The following is a 19,304-nucleotide window of genomic DNA, read 5'->3' on the forward strand; positions in this document are numbered from 1 at the left end:
CTGCAGTGGGCGTTATGGCGGGGTGACTATCGCACCTGAGCAATCTTATGGGAGGGACCCCGCTTGGATCGTAGCCACGCAAAACGCTCAGGGTCCTGATCAAGCAGAAATGCCCGTATGCGATCGCGCTCCGCTTCAGGCATGCGAGCGAGCAACGCCTTGATGTCGTGGTCGACTGCCGCTTCAGCTGCCCCCCGCTCCTCGGCTTTCATAAACCACTCATGCCCTGCGATGATCTCGTTCAGCTCCATGTGAACGGCCCCGAGGAGTGTGCAGGGGCGGTAGTCGTTCGGTGCAAGTGCGTGCGCCTCCTCGCCCAACGCTTTGGCCTCAGCAAGGCGATCGACGGCTCTGAAGGCTGCGCCACGTGTCGTTGCCAACGCCGATCGCACCTTGGGTGCCGATTTTTCAGTCGCGGCCAGCGCTTCCTCGGTGAGGGAAATTGCAACCTCTGGATTTCCAGCCTTTCGCCAGTGGCTACTCGCATTGATCGCATCCCACGGATCCTTGGTTTCGCGCCAGACAGCAGTCAGAACCTTGGCTTCAACCAAATGCCAAGCGGTTGCAACTTCATTGGTCCAACAGTCTTCGTCTCCCACCTGAAGCCACGTGACGTCCTTAGGTTGAAGCCTCTCGTCGTTCGCCAACGACTGTAGCAACCGAATGGTGCGTGGATAGCGCTCCGGTTCAATGTACCCCAAGTTGAACCTTCGCTTCAGCTGCTTGACCTCTTGCCTCCGCTTGTATTGCGGGTCAGCGAAGATCTCGGCACTGGCCGCGACTCGTTCAGCTTTGCGCCTCGCCTCCTCATCCGCTGCCTCGCTGGCAGCAATCTCAGCCATCTTCATGCGGTGGGCGCGCTCAATGGCAGCCTCGCGTGAGAAAGCGTCGAAGCCGGTCCGGCCTTCAAGTAGCGCATGAAGACAATGCAGCTTATTAGCCAGAAGGTAAGCTCGGGATGCCTCGCTAACGGGTGCCCCAGCGTCAAATTTCGCGAGAATACCATACAATCGGCTTCCCATTTGCCGCGCACCAGGCAGGTCATCGACAAGATACTTCTCGGCTAAACTGTTTCGATCAGAAGAGAGCATAGGCAGCGTGTAAAACCATTGTCCTACAAAATCCTTCTAATGCAACCAAGGCTGCATCGATTGAGGTTGAAGGTTTGTCGAGGGTCCGCTTCTCGCTCTTACTTACCTACACCAGACAGGCCCCAATCGGCCCGGAGTCGCCATTTGGTGCCCATTATTTTCCTATCGGGTGAATCGAAGAATCCCAGAATTCTGGGGGTTTTCGCTATTGGCGCGCCCGGCAGGACTCGAACCTGCTGCCTCAAGATTAGAAGTCTCGCGCTCTATCCAGATGAGCTACGGGCGCGCGCGGTTCAGCCCATAACGTGCCTTTGCGCGTGCGCCAATCGGGGATAGGCAGCGCTCTATGGATAAGCCCGATACACGCGCCCCGAGCGCGCCCCGCCGGTTTCGCTATTTCGACATCGTCATGGCGAGTTTTGTCGCCGTGCTGTTGCTGTCCAATGTGATCGGCGCGGCCAAGCTGTCTACCGTCGCGGGTTTCACCTTCGGCGCAGGGATCCTGTTCTTCCCGATCAGCTATGTGATCGGGGACGTGCTGACCGAGGTATACGGTTATGCGAAGGCGCGCAGGGTCATCTGGGTCGGGTTCGCTGCCCTTGTCTTCATGGCTTTCATGAGCTGGGCCGTCGTGGCGATGCCACCGGCCGCGAGCTGGGACGGCCAGGCCGCCTATGAAAGCGTGTTCGGACAAGTGCCGCGCATCGTGCTGGCATCGATCATGGCCTTCTGGGCGGGCGAGTTCGTTAACTCTTACGTCCTTGCGCGGATGAAAATCTGGACCAAAGGCAAGGCGCTGTGGAGCCGGACCATCGGCTCGACCGTGTTCGGGCAGGCGGTGGACAGCGCGATTTTCTATCCTGTTGCCTTCCTTGGCGTATGGGACACGCGCGACGTGCTGATCGTTATGGTCACAAACTGGTTGCTTAAGGTCGTCTGGGAAGCTGTGCTGACCCCCGTGACATATCTGGTCGTGGGCAAGTTGAAGAAGGCGGAAGGCGTGGAGGTCTTCGACACGGATACGGACTTTTCGCCCTTCGCGACCACCGGCAAGGACGCTTGATACGAAAGGGGCGGCCCGATGGACCGCCCCTCCCTCTCCCCCTTTTTCGAAAGGGTACCTTAGAACTTCGCTCCGACAGCAACGCCATAACGGCGCGGGTCGAGAGTAAAGATATTGGTGAAGTTACCCGACGACGCGTCGGTCAGGTAGAGACCCGTGACCGAGTTGGAGTCGAAGATGTTCTGGACGAATGCCCGGACATACCAGCGCTCGTCGGCAGAGTTCAGCTGCACCTGCGCATTGGCCTGCACGAACGGAGCGATGCGGTTGACCGATCCGTTGAACACATTGCCGTACTGCTCGCCCGTCATCGCGATGTCGAGGCGGGGCACCAGCGTCATGCCGCTGCCGAATTCGGCAGTGTACTGAACGCCGATCGAGGCCTTGTATTCGGGTGCCTGTGGCAGCTTGTTGCCCTTCAGGTTCACCTCGACACCGGGGCTCAGAACCGAAATCGGCCCGAAGCTGTTGATGAAGGGTTGCAGCGGGGCCAGGTCGGGATTGACCAGTCCGATCGCACCGGCAGCGGCAGCTTCGTAGATGCTGCAAATACCGAAGGCGCCCGAGGAAGCGATACCGCCGTCCGCCGGGAATTCGCTCGTGCCCTGAAGCCCGAAATACGGGTTCAGGAAGTTGATGAAGCCATCCGCTCCCGCTCCGGTCACCGCGCAGAGCGAGCCATTGCCGAGATCCTTGATGATCACGGCGTCGGGATCGCCGCCACCCGGGTCACGCGGATTGGAGAAGAACTGGTCGCCCGCAACCTCTGCGTTCAACCAACTGAGGTTCATGTTGATCAGCCAGTTGTAGCTCGGTGAGATGATCGTTTCGAGTTCCAAACCCCAGATCTTGGCATCGATCGTGTCGTTGACCGAAGTACGCGCGACGATGCGGCTGAGCTGCAAGCCCTTGTAGTCGTAGTAGAAGCCGGTGAGGTTCACCTGCGCAGCGCCGTCGAGGAAAGTGTTCTTCGAACCGATTTCGAAGGCGTCGATCTGCTCGGGCCCGAAACTCTCCTCGACCGCGAAGATCGGCGACAGCGGCGGGTTGATACCACCCGACTTGTAACCGCGCGAATAGGAGAAATAAACGTTGTTGTCCGGGCTGATCTCGTAATCCAGCACGGCGCGTCCGGTGATCTCGTTGAAGGAGACTTCACGGGTTTGCAGCAGCTGGTTACCGTCGGTGCCCGGGTCCGCATCGAAACCGGCCACGAAAGGCGACGTGAACGGATCCGCCGTATTGGCAAACGGGTTCAGGAAACTTGCCAGGGTCGTGCGCGCTTCGACGGTTTTCTTGTCGTCATTGTAACGCAGGCCGCCGGTGAACTTCAGCCGGTCCGAGATATCAAAATAGACTTCGCCGAAAATGCCGAAGCTTTCGAGCGAGAAGTCAGTCGTATTGTTCCGGTACATCGACGTCGCAAGATAGGAAGGCGGCAGCGGTGCGGGCGCATCGGTCACCGGATCGGTGTTCGCGAAAGCCGCAAAGGTGCCGAGCAGGCCGGTCGCATAATCGAGGCCGAAGGCGTTCACGTAATAGCTGTTCTCGCTTACTTCGGACTCGGCGTAGATACCGCCGATGAGGAAGTTGAACGGCCCGTCGAAATCGCTCGACAGGATCGCTTCCGCCGACCACGAGGTCTGGTACTGGACCGACCTGTCGAAGCTGAGCGGCGCATCCGAACATATCGAATTGCCCTCGTAGGCACCGAAATTTTCGTCATCGTTGTCGGACGTACACAGCACCCCGTTCGGACCGTTCGGAATCAACGCGTCTGCGATTGGCGAGAAATAAGCGCTCGATCCCGGGATGAAGCCGAGGATCGCCCCGGTGTTCGGATCCGTGACCGGAAGGCCATTGTCAGCGAAGAACTGAAGAGTGTTCAGGCCTGTCGCGTAACCGCTGCGATCGAGGACGCCGAGGTTATAGTCCTGGCGGCTGTCGACGGTGGTCTCCTGATAGATGCCCGTCAGCGACAGGTTCATCGAACCGATGTCCTGGTCGAGGTGCGCCTGCAATTGCAGTTCGTCGGCGAAATAGTCGGGCGTGAACGGCGTGTTCACGACACGCACATCATCGGGCTCGTCGAAATTGGCGAAGCCGTCGGGACCATAGACACTGCCGAGGGCAAGCGAAGCCGGCAGACCCTGGATCGTGAAAAGTTCCGCCGAGGTCAGGACCGATGCGAGGGTAGCGTTCGCATTGGTGCTGTCGAAGTCACGCCGCGAGTTGAGGCAGCCGAGCACACCGGTCGGGTCACGCTGACAGGTCTGCTTCTGGATACGCAGGCGGTCGTCGTCTTCGTGAAAATAGAAGCCCATCAGGTCGATGGTGGTGGAAGCGGTCGGCTCGAACCGGAGCGAGCCGCGAATGGCGTACATGTCACGCCCGTCGATATTCGATCCGTCGTACAGGTTTTCGGTATAGCCGTCCCGGTTGAGGTAATAGCCGGCAACGCGAACGCCTATGCTGTCGCCGATGGGTACGTTGACCATGCCCTTCGCGCGAATGCTGTCGAAATTGCCATATTCGAACTCGGCCGCGGCCCCGAAGCCTGAAAGATCCGGCTTCGCGGTGACGACGTTGACCACGCCAGAGGTTGCGTTGCGTCCGAACAGCGTGCCTTGCGGGCCGCGCAGGACCTCGACGCGTTCGAGGTCGAAATATTCCGCTTCGAACAGGCGGGTCCCAAACAACGGGGAACCGTTCACATGGATTGCGGTGGCCGCATCGCAGGTAACGCCGACGCACAGGTCACCGATCCCGCGGATCGTGAAGCTGGCGCTAGTGAAGTTGGACTTGGTGAAAGAGACGTTGGGTAGTGTCAGTTGGAGATCGCTCGCGTTTTCGATCTGTTGTGCTTCCAGAGCCTCGGCATCGAATGCGCTGACCGCGATCGGGACCTCCTGCAGGCTCTGCGCCTGACGCTGTGCGGTCACGATGATGACGCGCGAAGGGTCGATATTTTCCGCGATACCGGACTCGCTGCTGTCTCCGGTCACATCCTGCGCATAAGCTGGAACGGCGAGCGCGCCCGCGCAGATACCGGCCAGAAGGCCTGCTCTGATTTTCATAATCCCTCTCCTCATCCCTGACCGCTCTGAAGGCAGCCTAGGAGGCGAAAACTATCATGAATTCCTATGCAAGCAAGGTTGCGCGCACGATTGTTGCGCTGCAGCAGCATTTAGCGATGGATATGTTGCGAGTGCGAAAAGCAACGCCTGAGCGCTTGACGTTACGGCATCGGGGTTTTGCGGGACCCCAGCGCCAAAATGTCACGCTTGGAGCAAATCCTCGCTCCTGGCGATTTGCGCGATGCCGCGCCGTCCGTCGACGCTGCGTTCCAGCTGTACGACCACGTCGATGACGCTCGCCGCATAGGCAATGGTATCCTGGCGCGTCAGGCCGATTCCCGTCTGCATGACCATCAGGGACAATTGCTCGAGCGCACCGCGCAGGCTGTTCGCGTGAATAGTCGAAAAGCTGCCCGGATGGCCTGTGTTGATGGCCCGCAGGAAGCTGACGCTTTCCGCACCGCGCAATTCGCCCAGCACAATCCGGTCGGGCCGCAAACGCAGGGCTGCCTGCAACAACTCGTTGGCGGTGACCTTAGCCTCGCCCAGTTCACCCTTCACCGCCACCAAGCCAACGCCGTTTTCGCCCGGCAGCTTGAGCTCGGGAGTATCCTCGACAAGGATGACGCGTTCTTGCCTGGGAATTTCGCCGAGCATCGCGTTCAGAAACGTAGTCTTCCCCGTGCTGGTACCGCCCGACACGAGGATGGTACGACGCTGGCGCACAGCTTCGCGCAGGAATGCAATCGGCTCCGCCTGGGCATCAGGAAGCTCGCCGGGCATGCGCGGCGACAGCGGGCCTGCGTCATATGCGTCCAGCGGGAGATCGAGCCGGCGATGCCGACGAATTGCCATCGCCCAGTGCTTGCGCGCTGCAGGCGGTCCGCAGAATTGGATACGCGCACCATCAGGCAGCGTCGCGCCAAGCAAAGGATGTTCGCGGTTGATGCCCTGGTGGCTGACCCGCGCAACCTGTTCGGCAAGGCGCTGGATCAGGCGATCGTCGATCTCGGGCCGTTCAACCTTGCGCATGCCGCCCGCAGCCGCGTCCTCGACCCAGACTTCACCCGGCCGGTTGACCAGGATTTCGGTGACCGTGTCCCGCTCCAGCCATTCCGCGAAGGGCTTGAGATAGGCGTCTAGATAGACGCTGCGTTCGCCCGTAGGGTCGATCGCAGGCGCATCGTCCGGATCGGCCTCGGCAAGGATGGGATGGATATCGGCGGCCATGATCGCTCGAGGTCTCAGCTGACCTTCGAGAAGTCGAGATCGCGGGCGGTAAAGATTCGGATCGGCTCGCCCATCTTGACCCGAACCGTGGGGCCACGCTGCCCGTCCTGCTGAGCCGCGGTAGACGCTGCCGACTGGCTCGCTCCGCCCAGTACGATACCCCCTGCTCCACCGGTCGCGAGCGTGCCGAGGCCGCCGACCACGGATAGCAGCATGGCAGAGCCGAAACGCTGGAAGAACCCCGCGCCCGAAACCTTGCCTTGCAGCCCGGTGGTCCCGTCAAATCCGATAGCGGGCGACGCGAGGTTCACCGATGCCCCGTCAGGCCGGATGAGGCGCGTCCAAATGACGTATGCTCGTTTCTGGCCGTTCTGCATGCCAGACTGGTATTGCCCGATAAGGCGGCTGGAACGCGGGACCAGCACCTTGCTGCCATCGAAACTGCGCACGTCCTGGCTGACCACAGCGCGCACGAAACCCGGCACGTTCGTGTCGATCGCGGTTTCGAGGATCGCGGGGATCAGCGTGCCTTGCGTGACGGTGGTCGAGGGATTGGTCATCGCCTTGGCCTGCGCGGGGGCGCCACCGACACCGCCAACGCGGCTGGCGAAATCGCTGGCTGAATTGCCGCTGGCCGTTTCCCCGCCGCTGACCGCCTCTGCGGCGATTGCGGCCGCCGGGCCTGTGACTGCGGGGCTGCCGGCATCGAAGACGATGGTCGGATTGCTATATGGGTTGGGTCCGGCCATGGGCTGCGGCGCTGCGGCCAGCACGGGCGCAGGTGCGGGGTCAGCCATCGCGGCCTGCTGGCTGGCGGTTGGAGGTGCCACAACGACAGCAGGTGCCGGTGCAGCAGGGGCAGGAGCTGCGGCAGGCTGGGCCACCTGCTGCCCGCCGACGCCCTGCGGCTCGGGCATCCGGGCCGCGCTCATGCTCCACAATGTGACGGCACCCAGACCCGCGACAATCGCGATACCTGCGACCATGCCGAGCGCGTCGGACTTTCCGCCCGGTCTGGCGACGGCGGGAAAGGCATTGCGCTGGGCGAGGTCGATGACCTCGGCATCGGTTTCATCGCGCGGATCGAAATCGTTTGCCGCGTTGCTGTCGCCGGGCTTCTTCTCAGGTAGGCGCATGGCAAGACGCATCACTTCGTCTCCCGTTGGGCGAGCACGGCATCGCCGCGCTGCTGGGTGGTAGAGGCACGTTCTGGACCGGTATTGACGAGGGTCGCCGTGCGTTCGCCGGCGCGCAGGATGATCGCACGCGGTACGCCGTCGATGGCGATTGTGTCGCCGTTGACAGTGTAATTCATTGGCCCCTCCTCGCCCTTGCTGTTGGTGACGAGGATCGCGGGCACGTCGCGCCCGGCAGGCCATTTCAGATAGGTGGTCTGCCCGTCGTCGAAAGCGCTGTCGGGTAGGAGCGATGCTTCGCCCTCGCCGCTCCAGGCTAGATTGATGTCGGCTGGATCGAATGTCTGGGTGCGTATTTCACCCTCACCGGTGGCTGCATCGGCTTCGGACAGCTGCGTGTCGGCAGCGTCATCTTCCGGTTCAACCGGATAGTCGAAACGCAGAACATAGAGCGGCTTGGCCGTCGGAGATGCAACGAGGTCGAACAGATAGGTCCGCTTGCTGGTGACGACGGTTAGATTGGTCGCGGCGCGCGGCTCCAGCGGTTTGACGAACAGGATGTTCGCACGCTTGTTGGGCGTGACCTGCCAGGTTGCCGAATTGCCGATGGCGACATTCTCGATAGTCTCGTCGTCACCGAATACGATGCTCGCCTGGACATTGACGCGTCCGGGCACTGTGACGACGGAGTATTCGTCGTACATGACCTGCTTCAGCCGCGCATCGGCCAGCGCCGGGGTTGCGGTCAGGGCAAGGACAAGCGCGGTCAGAGCTGCGCGTTTCATGACGATTTCTCCATTGAAGGTGCTGGACCGCGGGTCGGCGCGGGCTTGAACCGGCTGCCTATTCCCATGGTCCGGCTGGGTCCCGTCGTGACGGGACCTGCCTGAGTATTTGCTGAAGCGGTCGCGTAGACCTTGCTATCGCGCACGCTGCCGGCTGCGGCCGAAGCGTCGTTGGCTGCAGGCGCGGTGGCATGTGCGGAAATATCGATCCGGCGCGCTTGTTCGCTCGCGTGGGTGGCGGCCTGCGCGGCGAGAAGGTGGGGTTGCATGACGGTCGCCGGCGCGGTGGCGGCCTGGTCATCGCGCTCGGACTTATCCGACGCGAGGCCGAAGACGGTCCAGCCAGCTACCATGGCTCCCGCAACCTTCAGGACGAGCACCATCAACGCGACATGTACCGCGCCGATCATGAAGAAGGCCATACCCGCTTGCGCCGGAACGGTGCCGGGTGTGGCGGTGATCGCGGACAGGATGGGTACCGACAACTCCAGCATGATCGATCCGCCTAGGACCGCGAACATCGGCGCCAGTGCGCACATCACCAGCCCCTTGAGCCAGCCGACGAAAAGCCCGCGCGTGCCGTTGAACAGCGCCAGCACCACGAATACCGGACCGATGGCCACAACAATGCCGAGTGCTATCTTCGTCGTGACCAAAAGTCCGACCGTGCCGAGCATGAACAGCATCGCGCCCAGCCACATCATTCCTTGCGGCGAGAATGCCGAAAAGTCGGTGTTGCTACCGCTCGCTTCCTGAATGGCGATGAAGACCACGTCGATTTTCTGGGCGAAGGTATCGGTGGCCGATCCTTGCGTGCCGGTAAGGACGCCTGCGAGGTAATCGGGCGTTCCCACTGCCAGGTTCCAGACCACGCTCTGATAGGCAACCCAGCTGGTCGCGAAGGTGAGTACCAGGCCCAGTGTCATCATGCGCGGGACGAGCGAGCGCACGCCGATATTGGCCCTGCCTGTCAGCAGCAGGAAGCCGAAGATCGCAATGTAAAGCGTCAGCAGGATCGTCAGCGTGGTGCCGAGGGCCCCACCCGGCGCGAACAGGCGGCCGAACGCCATGGCCGACGCTTCGCCTGCCATGCAGTCGACACCGCGCAGGGCGGCGGCAACGCCGTTGCCGATTTGATCCGTCGCTTGCTGGCAGGCTGCGCTTGTCATTCTGCGGCAAGCCCCAGCTGAATGTCGTCATTATGGGCGCTGTCCTGCGCACCGCCAGGCCATGCGGAGCCAGTGAGTGCGGGGAACCAGTCTGCGGGCGCATCGCCCATTGCTTCGCGCAACAGGTCGAGGCGCCGTACCGAGCTTTCACGGCCGGAAAGCAGTGTCAGCACCTCGGGCGCGCCCGAGAGGTCGAGGCGGACCACCACGCTTGCATCGGGCTGGCGCACGAGGAAGCAACGGCTGTGCGCAGGCAGGCTGCGGATCAGAGCCAATTCGTGGCTGGTGAGGCCGAAACCGTCGCAATAATCTTCTGCCCGTGCACGGCTGTTGGGCATGAAAACCATGGTGGCGGTCTGTTCGACCAGTGCAGTCGAGATGCGGCTTTCCAGCGCATCGCGCGCGGATTGCGTAGCGAACCCGACCAGCGCATTGCGTTTGCGCAACGTCTTGAGCCAGTCGCGGATGCGGGCAGCGAAGACCTCGTCGTCCAGCGCCTTCCAGCCCTCGTCGATCAGGATCATCGTGGGGCTGCCGTCCAGCCGCTCCTCGATCCGGTGGAAGAGATACATCATCGTCGGCGTGCGCAGCGCGGGGTTTTCCAGCAGCGCGGTCATGTCGAAACCGAGTGCCCGGGCGGACAGGTCCAGCCGGTCTTCCGCATTGTCGAACAGCCAGGCCTTCTCGCCTTCGCCGATCCAGGCCGACAGGCGGTCTGCCAAATCGCCCGGCTGGGGCCGCTTGCTGCCGGAGAGCAGCTCCTTGAAATGTCGCAGGCGGCGAAGCGAAGCATCGTTGGCATAGGCCGCATCGACGGCGTGGGCGATTGTCGCTTCTTCTTCCGGACCGTTCGCGCCGAGCAAAACGCCCAACCAGTCGCGCAGGAACGCCTTGTTGGTCGGAGTGTCGGGCAGGCCGAGCGGATTGAAACCGGTCGGCTCACCTGCGCGGATGCTGTCGTAGCGCCCACCGATCCCGCGCACGAACAGTTCCGCCCCGCGGTCCTTGTCGAAGAGAACGGTGCGCGGTTTGAACTTCTGCGCCTGTGCGGCGAGGAAGTTCATGACCACGGTCTTGCCCGACCCGCTCGGCCCGATGACCGAAAAATTGCCAAGGTCGCCGTGATGGAAGTTGAAGAAGAACGGCGTGGCGCTGGTGGTTTCCAGCAGGGTAACGGCATCGCCCCAGTGATTGCCCTGCGCCTGTCCGAGCGCAAAGCCATGCAGCGAACCGAAGCTCGCCATATTCGCGCTGGAGATCAGGGCGCGGCGCACGAGATAGCTCTCGTTGCCCGGGAACTGGCCCCAGAAAGCAGGTTCGAGGTTCGTATCCTCGCGAACCGCAATCGCTCCGGTATCGGCAAGCGCCGCGCTGCAGGCGGCCGTTGCATCATCGAGGCGGGCGAGATCGCGCTCTTTCACCATTACGGTGAGGTGATGGTCGCCGAAGCCCACGGCCCCGTTGCCCAGCGCATCGCGTGCCGCCATCATGTCGGCCCGTTCGGCCATCGCCTCTTCATCGGCCGATTTCAGGCGCCGGATAGACAGGTCCATCCGTTCGCGCGCGGTCTGGCGCTCGGCCGGGGCATAGCTTTCGCACACGACCATCTCGAACGGCAGGCGCAGCAGGCCGTCGAGCAGGCCCGGGCTGGTCGCCTCAGGATAATCCTTAAGGCCCAGGATGGCTGCGAAATCGGGCGAGCCGGATCCGCGCAGTTCCATCGCGTCGAGACCGAAGCTGACGCGGCGATAGGGCAGCATGTGGCCGATATCGACGTCGTCCGCAGGTTTGCGCACTGGACGCATCTCGCCGTTGTAGAGCGCGGACAGCAGCTCCAGCATTTCGGAATTGGTATTGCCCTGTGCGCCGACATAATCGCCTAGCGGCACCGCGCCGTAAGCCTGCAGCGAAGCAATGAGCCCCTGTGCGGCAGCACGCAGGCTGCGCAGGTCCTTGGGATCGGCTTCCAGCCGGTCCTTGCGGCCTTTGAGGCGCTTGGACACCTTCTCGGCCCAGCCCGCCTTTCCGCGCGCGGGGCGGCGGATCAGCGTGATAAACTGGTCGTTGACGAAAAGCTGGCCCGAGCCGAGCCGTTCTTTCCAGCGCGCATCGATATGGCGGCTGATGGGATCGGGAAATTCCGCTTCGAGATCGATCGAAACACGGCGCCGGATGACGTGATGATAAAGCACGAAGCGCGCGTCGAGCGTGGATCGAAGAACCACCTCGCGCGTCGCGGCATGGGCGTTCAGTGCCTCGCTATCCTCGGTCTCGAACAGCAGTCCGGGGACCTGGATTGCGGTCATGACGCTGCCGTCGCGCAGCAGGACGGTATTTTCGTCCACCATGCGCGAATACGGCAGGCGGTCGCCAGCCCTTGCTTCCCGCGCGCTCCACGAGGCGGGGCCGATCCATTTGCGGTCACGCGGCATAGCTGTTGCACCCCCAGCGCTTGTAATTCTTCACGCGCGGGCACTTGCTGACCTTGGTCATCCAGAGGTCGAAAATCCGCGGTTCGCGCAGGCAGGCGAAATAGCCGACGCCATGCATGACGAGCGCGGCGAACAGCGCCCAGAAGCTGCCCGTGATGAGAAATATCTCGGTCGTCACCACCCCGTTGATGATGAAGTAATTGAACGTCACGCCGGCAAACATCTGCGGCCGGGTGAGCGCCTTATGTACGGGGTGGCGGACGAGCGCGGTCATGTCAGCCTGCCGCCACGCCCTGAATACCGGCAACGATCGAGGCCGCGCCGAACAGGATGAACACGCCGATGATCACGGTTGCGCCAAAGCGCCAGTTGAGGCGACCGGTCAGCATCATGAAGCCGACGGCAGCCACGGCCATGACGGCAACGGCGGTCGCGACATTACCGAGCAAAGTGCCCTGCAGCCACGACAGCGCATTGACGATCGGGCCCGAGCCTGCCGGGTCTGCGCCCTGCGCGAAAGCGGCGCTCGGCCAGAGCAACATGGCCAGTGCGGCCGAGCGGGTAACAAGCGATTTCAAGTCGGATTACTCCCGTGAATGATCTGCAAGGCGGCCCATGATCGAGGCCACGTAGAGTTGAGTTTCGCGAATGCGCGGGACGCCGCCTGCGCGTTCCACCCGTCCCGGACCGGCGTTGTAGGCAGCAAGCGCTTTTTCCAGGTCGCCGTCAAAGCGATCCAGCTGCGCTCTCAGGTAACGCGCCCCGCCTTCGAGATTGGCGAAAGGATCGCGCGGATCCACACCCAGTTCCCGGGCAGTCGCAGGCATCAGCTGGGCGAGGCCCTGCGCGCCCGCGGGCGATACGGCATCATGCCGCCAGCGGCTTTCCTGCCAGACCATCGCTTCGAGGAGCGATTGCGACAGGTCGAAGCGCTGTGAAAGCTCGGCGATCTTGGCGCGGTAGATTTCCGGCACACCCGCAGAATGGGCCGTAGGATCGGCGATGGCGTGATCGGGTATCGATAGGCCTTCAGGGACCGGTTCGTTCGCACCGGCTGGGATGGCAAACTGGTCGGGCGCAGCTTCGGTGGCGGCGCGGTCGCCGGCTATCCAGCGCGCTCCGTCAGCATCGATCTCCATGACATCCGCCTTCACCGGGAAAGCGGCGAATGCTCCGCCTACGCAAATCGCGTGGAGCACCCATCGTGTACGAATCATCGTCGAACACCCTCCGTGCGGCCCCTCTGGAGACCTTACATGACACGAGGGTGACAAGAAGCTGAATGCTTGGGGAAAACTCTTTCCCCAATGAAAAAGCCCGCTCTCCGTAAAGGAAAGCGGGCCCTCCGGAGTGATCCCTGTGCTTTAGCGGCTGGCCAGCGCTGCGAAGCCGGTGGTGCGTCCTTCATCGATCATCGCGAGACCGCGACGCGCCAGCACACGCGAGTCGACCCATGATCCATCAGCGGTTTCCAGGCGGTATCGGTCGTCCAGCCGGGCGGCCTGCTGGAAGCGGTCACGTGCGCCCTCGTGCCGACCGAGACGCGCCAGAGCGACCCCGTGATTGATGAGCCGCGCCGGATCCTGCGCATCGTCGCCCGACTGCGCTTCGAGCACTTCGAGAGCACCGGCGGGATTCCCGGCCACCAGCTCTTCGTAACCGATATTGTAACTCGGCTCGGCGTTGGAAACGACTTCGATCGGGCCGCTACCCATGACGAGAAGCGCTGCTGCGACGGCGAAGGACATATTTTCTCTCCCACTCTTTCTTGAAGGGCTTTTTGAGCGAAGATTTCAACGACTGCAACAAAACCGTAACATTGTCACAAATCTGCAATGCACTGTGAAACCGGGTGCGAATTCGACGATCCGGCGCAAAAGCTGTTGAAAGTGCAACATAACGGTCACGAAGCGTCACAAACTGTCACACGCCGCTCCTAGCTGGCGAGTCGCGATCACGAATTCGCAATTCGAAATTCATCCGACTCATCCGGTTTTTGAGGGGACCGTACCCGTGACCAATATCCATCGCTCGCTCGTCCTGGGCTGCTCTGCCATCGCCCTGTCCGCATGCGGCGCCGACGAAATCGTCTCGCCCGGCACCGGCGGCAACATCACGATCAACAATCCGCCGGCAACGCCTGCTCCCACCCCGACCCCGACGCCGCCACCGTCGACCGTGACGCCGGCAAACGGCTGCCCGACGATCAGCGACCCTCAGGGACTGACCGATGACGGCACGATCACGGGTCCGACCGGCGAATACCGCGTCTGCACGCTGCCCTCGCGCATCAACGCCAGCATCACCCTGCCCTATATCGAAGGCCTGCTCTATCGCATGAACGGCCGCGTCGACGTGGGCACCGACGGTGGCCCCGCTCCCGACGCTAGCGACGGTCTTTCGGATACCGACGTCGAACTGACCATCGAGCCGGGCGTGATCATCTACGCATCGGGTTCGAGCTTCCTCAACGTCAACCGTGGCAACACGATCGAAGCCAACGGCACGGCCACACGCCCGATCATCTTCACCAGCCGCGACAATGTCCTCGGCATCAATGGTGCGAACTCGTCCGGCCAGTGGGGCGGCGTCGTCCTTTCGGGCCGCGCTCCGGTCACCGATTGCATCGCCTCGGGCGCAACGCCGGGCAGCGTCAATTGCGAACGCCAGGTCGAAGGCGCAGCCGATCCGGCCATCTTCGGCGGCGCGACCCCGGGCGACAGCTCGGGCAGCATGAAGTTTGTCCAGATCCGCTATTCGGGCTTCGTCCTTTCGGGCGACAACGAACTCCAGTCGCTGACCACTGGCGGCATCGGTTCGGGCACGACGCTGGAGAACATCATGAGCTACAACAGCTCGGATGACGGCGTCGAATTCTTCGGCGGACGCGTGAATGTGAAGAACATGATCGTTGTCGGCGCTGAAGACGACAGCATCGACACCGACACCGGTGTGAAGGCCAACCTGCAATATGTGATCGCGATCCAGCGCCCGGGTGCAGGCGACACGATCATCGAAGCGGATTCCGACAATGCTTTCAACGAGTCGACCCCGCGCCAGGACACGCGCATCTCGAATGCGACTTTCGTACACCAGAATGCGATCGACCAGGTCATCCGCATCCGCGGCTTTGCGGACTACCGTATCGCAAACTCGGTGGTAGTTTCGGCCAATGACACGCGCTGCCTGCGCATCGACGGCCAAGAAGAGCTGACCCGCGCCGCCAACGCCGCGATCGACGAAGCCGGCCCGGTCGCTTTCGACTCGCTCGTTCTCGATTGCGCCACGCCCTTCCGCGACAGCTCAGGCGCTACCGCTGCCGAAATCGGCGCGGTGTTCGATGCAGGCACCAACAACAACTCCGCCTTCGTCAACACGCTGTCCATGCTGTTCGTGAACGGTTCGAACGAAAATGCCGTGCCGGTTTTCGATGTGACCGCGTGGTCGAGCTTCTTCGAGCGCCCGAGCAACATCGGCGCTGCTTTCCCGGGCAACGACACCTGGGTGAACGGCTGGACCTGCAACTCGGCGACGGTGACGTTCGATAACGCCGTGTCGGGCTGCGACAGCCTGCCGGTCTACAACTGATTGCACAAACCGGGCGGGGGCGGCGCAATCACGCGCTGTCCCCGCCCTCACATCTTTCGAGGCCGTTGCCTCAACCTGTTTCGACCTAGTCTTCAAGGGGGTCATCAAATGTCCACTGGCAAGCAGCTGGCAGGGCTGCTCCTGCTTTCAACCGCCCTCACCTTCCCGGCAGCCGCTCTGGCGCAGAGCACCGGAGCCGAAGGTCCGCCACCGACAGAAGCAGAGGTGCCGGACGAGGAAATGACGGACGATATCGACGACGCGAACGATACCGTTCCCGGCGACATCGCCGACGTCGAAGAACAGGCCCAGCCCGACATTTCGGTTCCCGGCGGCTCGATCATCGTCACTGGTCGCCGCCAGCGCGACGTGACCCGCTCGTCCAGCCAGGTCATCACCGTACTCGATACAGAAAGCATCGCCCGCACCGGCGAGGGTGATATCGCGGGCGCGCTCGGCCGCGTGACCGGCCTTTCGACCCAAGGCAACGGTCTCGTCTACGTCCGCGGCCTCGGCGATCGCTATTCGCTCGCGCTCCTCAATGGCCTGCCCCTACCCTCGCCGCAGCCGCTCAGCCGCGTGGTGCCGCTCGATATCTTCCCGACCAGCGTTGTCGCATCGAGCCTGGTGCAGAAGACCTATTCCGCGAACTTTCCCGGCGAATTCGGCGGCGGCGTCATCAATCTGACCACCCGCGCCATTCCGACCGAAAGCTTCGTCACCGTGTCGGCTTCGATCAGCGGAGATAGCGAGACCACCTTCGGCCCCGGCTATACCTATTTCGGCGGCGACTACGACTGGACCGGCTTCGACAATGGCCGCCGCGACATTTCCAATTACGACGCGCTGCAAGGCTTCTTCGACAGCGGTGCACGAATCGGCGACGACGATGTCGACCTCCAGGGCATCCTTGGCGAACTCAACGACCCCAATCTGATCCTTCTCCAGAAGGGCGAACTACCGGTCAACTTCTCCGGTGGCATCACGGCCGGCACCGCGTTCGACGTGTTCGAGGACGGCCAGTTCGGCGTGATCGCCACGGCATCGCTCAGCAACAAGTGGCGCAACCGCTTCATCACGCGCCAGACCGCAGTGAACGAAGCGCTCGACCTCGACACCGATTTCGACCAGTTCGTGACCGACAACCGCATGCTCGCGAACGCCATGCTCGGCTTCGGGCTGGAAGTGGGACAGCACAAGTTCCGCCTCACCAATTTGTTTATCCACGATACCCTCAAGCGCGCCTCGCTCGCACGCGGTATCGATTTCCAGGACGATGACGAAGAAATCATCCAGGACACTTCATGGTTCGAACGCCAGCTGTTCAATACGCAGGGTGTGGCAGAGCTCGAGTTCGGCGACCTCTCGATCGACCTGCGCGGCGGCTATGCCCAGACCAAGCGCGAAGCCCCGTTCGAGTACGAATTCACATATGTTCGCACCAATAACGAGAACGATCCGCTCGGCGGAATTTTCCTCAACACGCTGGACCCGCAGCGCGGTGGTGCGATCGTCGCCTTTTCGGACCTCAAGGAAGACCTGTACTACGGCGGCGCCGATGTCAGCTACTTCTTCGCCGACTGGCTGAGTGCGACCGTGGGCTATGCCTATACCGACACCAGCCGGTTCTCGACGCGGCGAGAGATCGATATCCGCGCCTCGAGTGCCTATCCCGACGCATTTGGCGCATTCCGCCCGGACAATCTCCTGGGCGATGCACTCATCGCTCTCGGCTTCGATCGCGATGCGCAGGAAGCGGCCGGTATCGGACCGTTCGAATACAACATCTTCGAGACGACCCAGACCGATCCGGCCTTTGCGGCCGATCTTGAAATCCACGCCGGCTATGCGAAGCTGGCGATCACACCCTTCGACGTGGTCTCGCTGGATGTAGGCGTCCGCTATGAAAGCGCTGACCAGTCGGTTCAGGCTGTAGAGGTGTTTGCAGAACCCTTGGGTTCGACCAGCGGCACGTCGCTGTCCAACGACTATTGGCTGCCGGGCGGCACGCTGACCTGGGAAATCAGCGATGACCTGCAGTTCCGCGCCAGCGCATCGAAGACGATCGCACGGCCCCAGTTCCGCGAGCTGATCTTCCAGACCTATTTCGATCCGGAAACGAACCGCCAGTTCAACGGCAACCCGCGCCTGGTCGACAGCGAACTGATAAATACCGAAGCGCGCCTCGAATATTACTTCGGCGCAGGCAGCCGCATCAGCGCGGCGGGCTTCTACAAGGATATCGAGAACCCGATCGAGGTCTTCACCAGCTTCTCGGACAACGATATCATCTCGGGCTTCGCGAATGCTCCCAAGGCGCAGCTATACGGCGGCGAGATCGAGTTCGAGTGGAACTACGACCTCTACGATCTTGGCGAGTGGTTCGACAGCAAACGCTTCGTCGCGATTGCCAACTACACCTACACGCAATCGAAAATCTCCGTTGCCGATGATGACATCGCTTCCGTCTTTCCGTTCGCAGACCAGCCGGCGACGAATTTCTTCGACGACGGCGTGCCTCTGACCGGGCAGTCGGATCATATCGTCAACCTGCAATTGGGCCTCGAAGATCTCGACCGTCTCAGCCAGTTCACCGTACTGGTCAAATACGCCAGCGAGCGCGTGACGAGCCGCGGTGCAGGCCCCCTGCCAGACATCATCGAGGAGCCCGGACTGCAGCTCGATTTCGTCGCTCGCCAAGGGTTCGAATTCCTCGGCAGCGAGCTGGAACTCAAGTTCGAAGCACGCAACCTTACGGGCACCGACCACGAGGAATTCCAGACCAATGGCGAGACACGCATCGACGTGAACAGCTATCAGGTCGGCCGCAGCATCAGCCTCGGTGCCTCGCTCAAATTCTAGGACTACCGGCTCCCAACGGAAAAGGGCCGCTTCTCGTTACGAGAGGCGGCCCTTTTCTCTTATCCGGTCGCTGATCAGTGGCTGTCGTAGACGTAGCCCAATGATCTGACTGTCCGGATAGGCTCACCCGCACCGGCTGCGCGTAAGGCGCGGCGCAATCGCCCGATCCACACATCGACCGTCCGCTCGTCGATCGGCGGTTCCTGCTTGCCAAGACCCTCGATCAAATCATCGCGCGATAGAACGCGGTCCGCGTTCTCGGCGAAATAGCGCAGCAGGCGAAATTCGTTCGGGCGCAGCGATATGGGTTTGTCCGCCCAGCGCGCCTGAAGCGCATCCATATCGATTTCCAGCTCGCCGAGGGTAAATGTCTTGAGCGCTGCCGTTCCCGAGCGCCCTGTTCCAAGGGCCAGCACCCGATCTAGCACCGTGGTCCGGTCAACCGGGCCAACGATATAATCGTCCGCACCGGCGGCCAGTGCGCGCCGCTTGTCTTCCGCATCGCAGCTTTCGAGGATCATCGTGATGTGGGCCGACGACGTGCGAGGGTCGGCCCGCAGGCGGCGGCACATTTCCAGACCGGACATTTCCGTCAGCACCCAGTCGATGAAGGCGCAGATCGGCCCTTCGATCAGGCGTCCGGGCCCGGCAGCGGTCAGACGTCCGAACACATACTGCACATCGCCATGGTCGAAATCGCCGAAGACATCCCCGTCATCGCCGGTCATCAAGATAGTGGTTACGCTCACCCGCGAAGTCCTTAAGCCCCATTATTTCAGGGGTGATGGCGGCGGGATGTGACTGCCATATGACCGGTTTTCGCAGGCTGTAACAAAACGGCGCCCGCTTCGGTCTGGAAGCGGACGCCGTC

General features: G+C 62.1%; 15 protein-coding genes and 1 tRNA gene. 3 read left to right on the forward strand and 13 right to left on the reverse strand.

The window, feature by feature from the left end; genetic code table 11:
- Positions 1 to 26: 26 nt before the first annotated feature.
- Positions 27 to 1,091, reverse strand: coding sequence for a hypothetical protein (locus K3179_RS02380; RefSeq protein WP_221562303.1), 1,065 nt, complete (start codon positions 1,089 to 1,091; stop codon positions 27 to 29).
- A gap of 209 nt (positions 1,092 to 1,300) precedes the next feature.
- A tRNA-Arg gene (locus tag K3179_RS02385) sits at positions 1,301 to 1,377 on the reverse strand.
- A gap of 60 nt (positions 1,378 to 1,437) precedes the next feature.
- Between K3179_RS02385 and K3179_RS02390 the strand changes: the two genes are divergently transcribed.
- Positions 1,438 to 2,154, forward strand: coding sequence for a queuosine precursor transporter (locus K3179_RS02390; protein WP_221562304.1), 717 nt, complete (start codon positions 1,438 to 1,440; stop codon positions 2,152 to 2,154).
- A 59-nt stretch (positions 2,155 to 2,213) separates the two neighbouring features.
- On the opposite strand, the gene K3179_RS02395 is transcribed toward K3179_RS02390, so the two are convergent.
- The 10 genes from K3179_RS02395 to K3179_RS02440 form a co-directional block, all read right to left on the reverse strand.
- A complete protein-coding gene (locus K3179_RS02395; protein ID WP_221562305.1) occupies positions 2,214 to 5,231 on the reverse strand; it encodes a TonB-dependent receptor in 3,018 nt (1,005 codons plus the stop codon).
- Positions 5,232 to 5,432: 201 nt separating this feature from the next.
- Positions 5,433 to 6,461: a P-type DNA transfer ATPase VirB11 gene (gene virB11 / locus K3179_RS02400; protein WP_221562306.1), complete on the reverse strand. Its 1,029-nt coding sequence runs from the start codon at positions 6,459 to 6,461 to the stop codon at positions 5,433 to 5,435.
- A 14-nt stretch (positions 6,462 to 6,475) separates the two neighbouring features.
- Positions 6,476 to 7,609, reverse strand: coding sequence for a TrbI/VirB10 family protein (locus K3179_RS02405; protein WP_247712840.1), 1,134 nt, complete (start codon positions 7,607 to 7,609; stop codon positions 6,476 to 6,478).
- Positions 7,609 to 8,382: a TrbG/VirB9 family P-type conjugative transfer protein gene (locus K3179_RS02410; protein ID WP_221562307.1), complete on the reverse strand. Its 774-nt coding sequence runs from the start codon at positions 8,380 to 8,382 to the stop codon at positions 7,609 to 7,611. The genes K3179_RS02405 and K3179_RS02410 overlap by 1 nt, the downstream gene beginning before the upstream one ends.
- Positions 8,379 to 9,551: a TrbL/VirB6 family protein gene (locus K3179_RS02415; RefSeq protein WP_221562308.1), complete on the reverse strand. Its 1,173-nt coding sequence runs from the start codon at positions 9,549 to 9,551 to the stop codon at positions 8,379 to 8,381. The genes K3179_RS02410 and K3179_RS02415 overlap by 4 nt, the downstream gene beginning before the upstream one ends.
- Complete coding sequence (locus K3179_RS02420) at positions 9,548 to 11,983, reverse strand: VirB4 family type IV secretion/conjugal transfer ATPase (protein WP_221562309.1); 2,436 nt, start codon at positions 11,981 to 11,983, stop codon at positions 9,548 to 9,550. Before K3179_RS02420 ends, K3179_RS02415 begins: the two co-directional genes overlap by 4 nt.
- A complete protein-coding gene (locus K3179_RS02425; protein ID WP_090478181.1) occupies positions 11,973 to 12,257 on the reverse strand; it encodes a VirB3 family type IV secretion system protein in 285 nt (94 codons plus the stop codon). Before K3179_RS02425 ends, K3179_RS02420 begins: the two co-directional genes overlap by 11 nt.
- A 1-nt stretch (position 12,258) precedes the next feature.
- Positions 12,259 to 12,561 carry a TrbC/VirB2 family type IV secretion system protein gene (locus K3179_RS02430; RefSeq protein WP_160594327.1) on the reverse strand — a complete coding sequence of 101 codons (303 nt, stop codon included), beginning with the start codon at positions 12,559 to 12,561 and terminating at the stop codon, positions 12,259 to 12,261.
- A gap of 6 nt (positions 12,562 to 12,567) precedes the next feature.
- Positions 12,568 to 13,200, reverse strand: a complete 633-nt coding sequence (locus tag K3179_RS02435) for a lytic transglycosylase domain-containing protein (RefSeq protein WP_247712770.1) — start codon at positions 13,198 to 13,200, stop codon at positions 12,568 to 12,570.
- Positions 13,201 to 13,347: 147 nt separating this feature from the next.
- Entirely contained in the window at positions 13,348 to 13,731 is a 384-nt protein-coding gene (locus K3179_RS02440) for a hypothetical protein (RefSeq protein ID WP_221562310.1), read from the reverse strand.
- Between the two features lie 265 nt (positions 13,732 to 13,996).
- On the opposite strand from K3179_RS02440, the gene K3179_RS02445 reads away from it, so the two are divergent.
- Positions 13,997 to 15,571 (forward strand): hypothetical protein, encoded by a 1,575-nt coding sequence (locus K3179_RS02445; protein ID WP_221562311.1) that lies wholly within the window; start codon positions 13,997 to 13,999, stop codon positions 15,569 to 15,571.
- 108 nt (positions 15,572 to 15,679) lie between these two features.
- Positions 15,680 to 18,433 carry a TonB-dependent receptor domain-containing protein gene (locus K3179_RS02450; RefSeq protein WP_221562312.1) on the forward strand — a complete coding sequence of 918 codons (2,754 nt, stop codon included), beginning with the start codon at positions 15,680 to 15,682 and terminating at the stop codon, positions 18,431 to 18,433.
- Between the two features lie 74 nt (positions 18,434 to 18,507).
- Here K3179_RS02450 and K3179_RS02455 read toward each other — a convergent pair whose 3' ends face one another.
- Complete coding sequence (locus K3179_RS02455; protein ID WP_345721856.1) at positions 18,508 to 19,182, reverse strand: response regulator transcription factor; 675 nt, start codon at positions 19,180 to 19,182, stop codon at positions 18,508 to 18,510.
- Positions 19,183 to 19,304 lie beyond the last annotated feature (122 nt).

It is taken from the genome of Qipengyuania intermedia (assembly GCF_019711615.1).
GTDB lineage: Bacteria > Pseudomonadota > Alphaproteobacteria > Sphingomonadales > Sphingomonadaceae > Qipengyuania > Qipengyuania intermedia.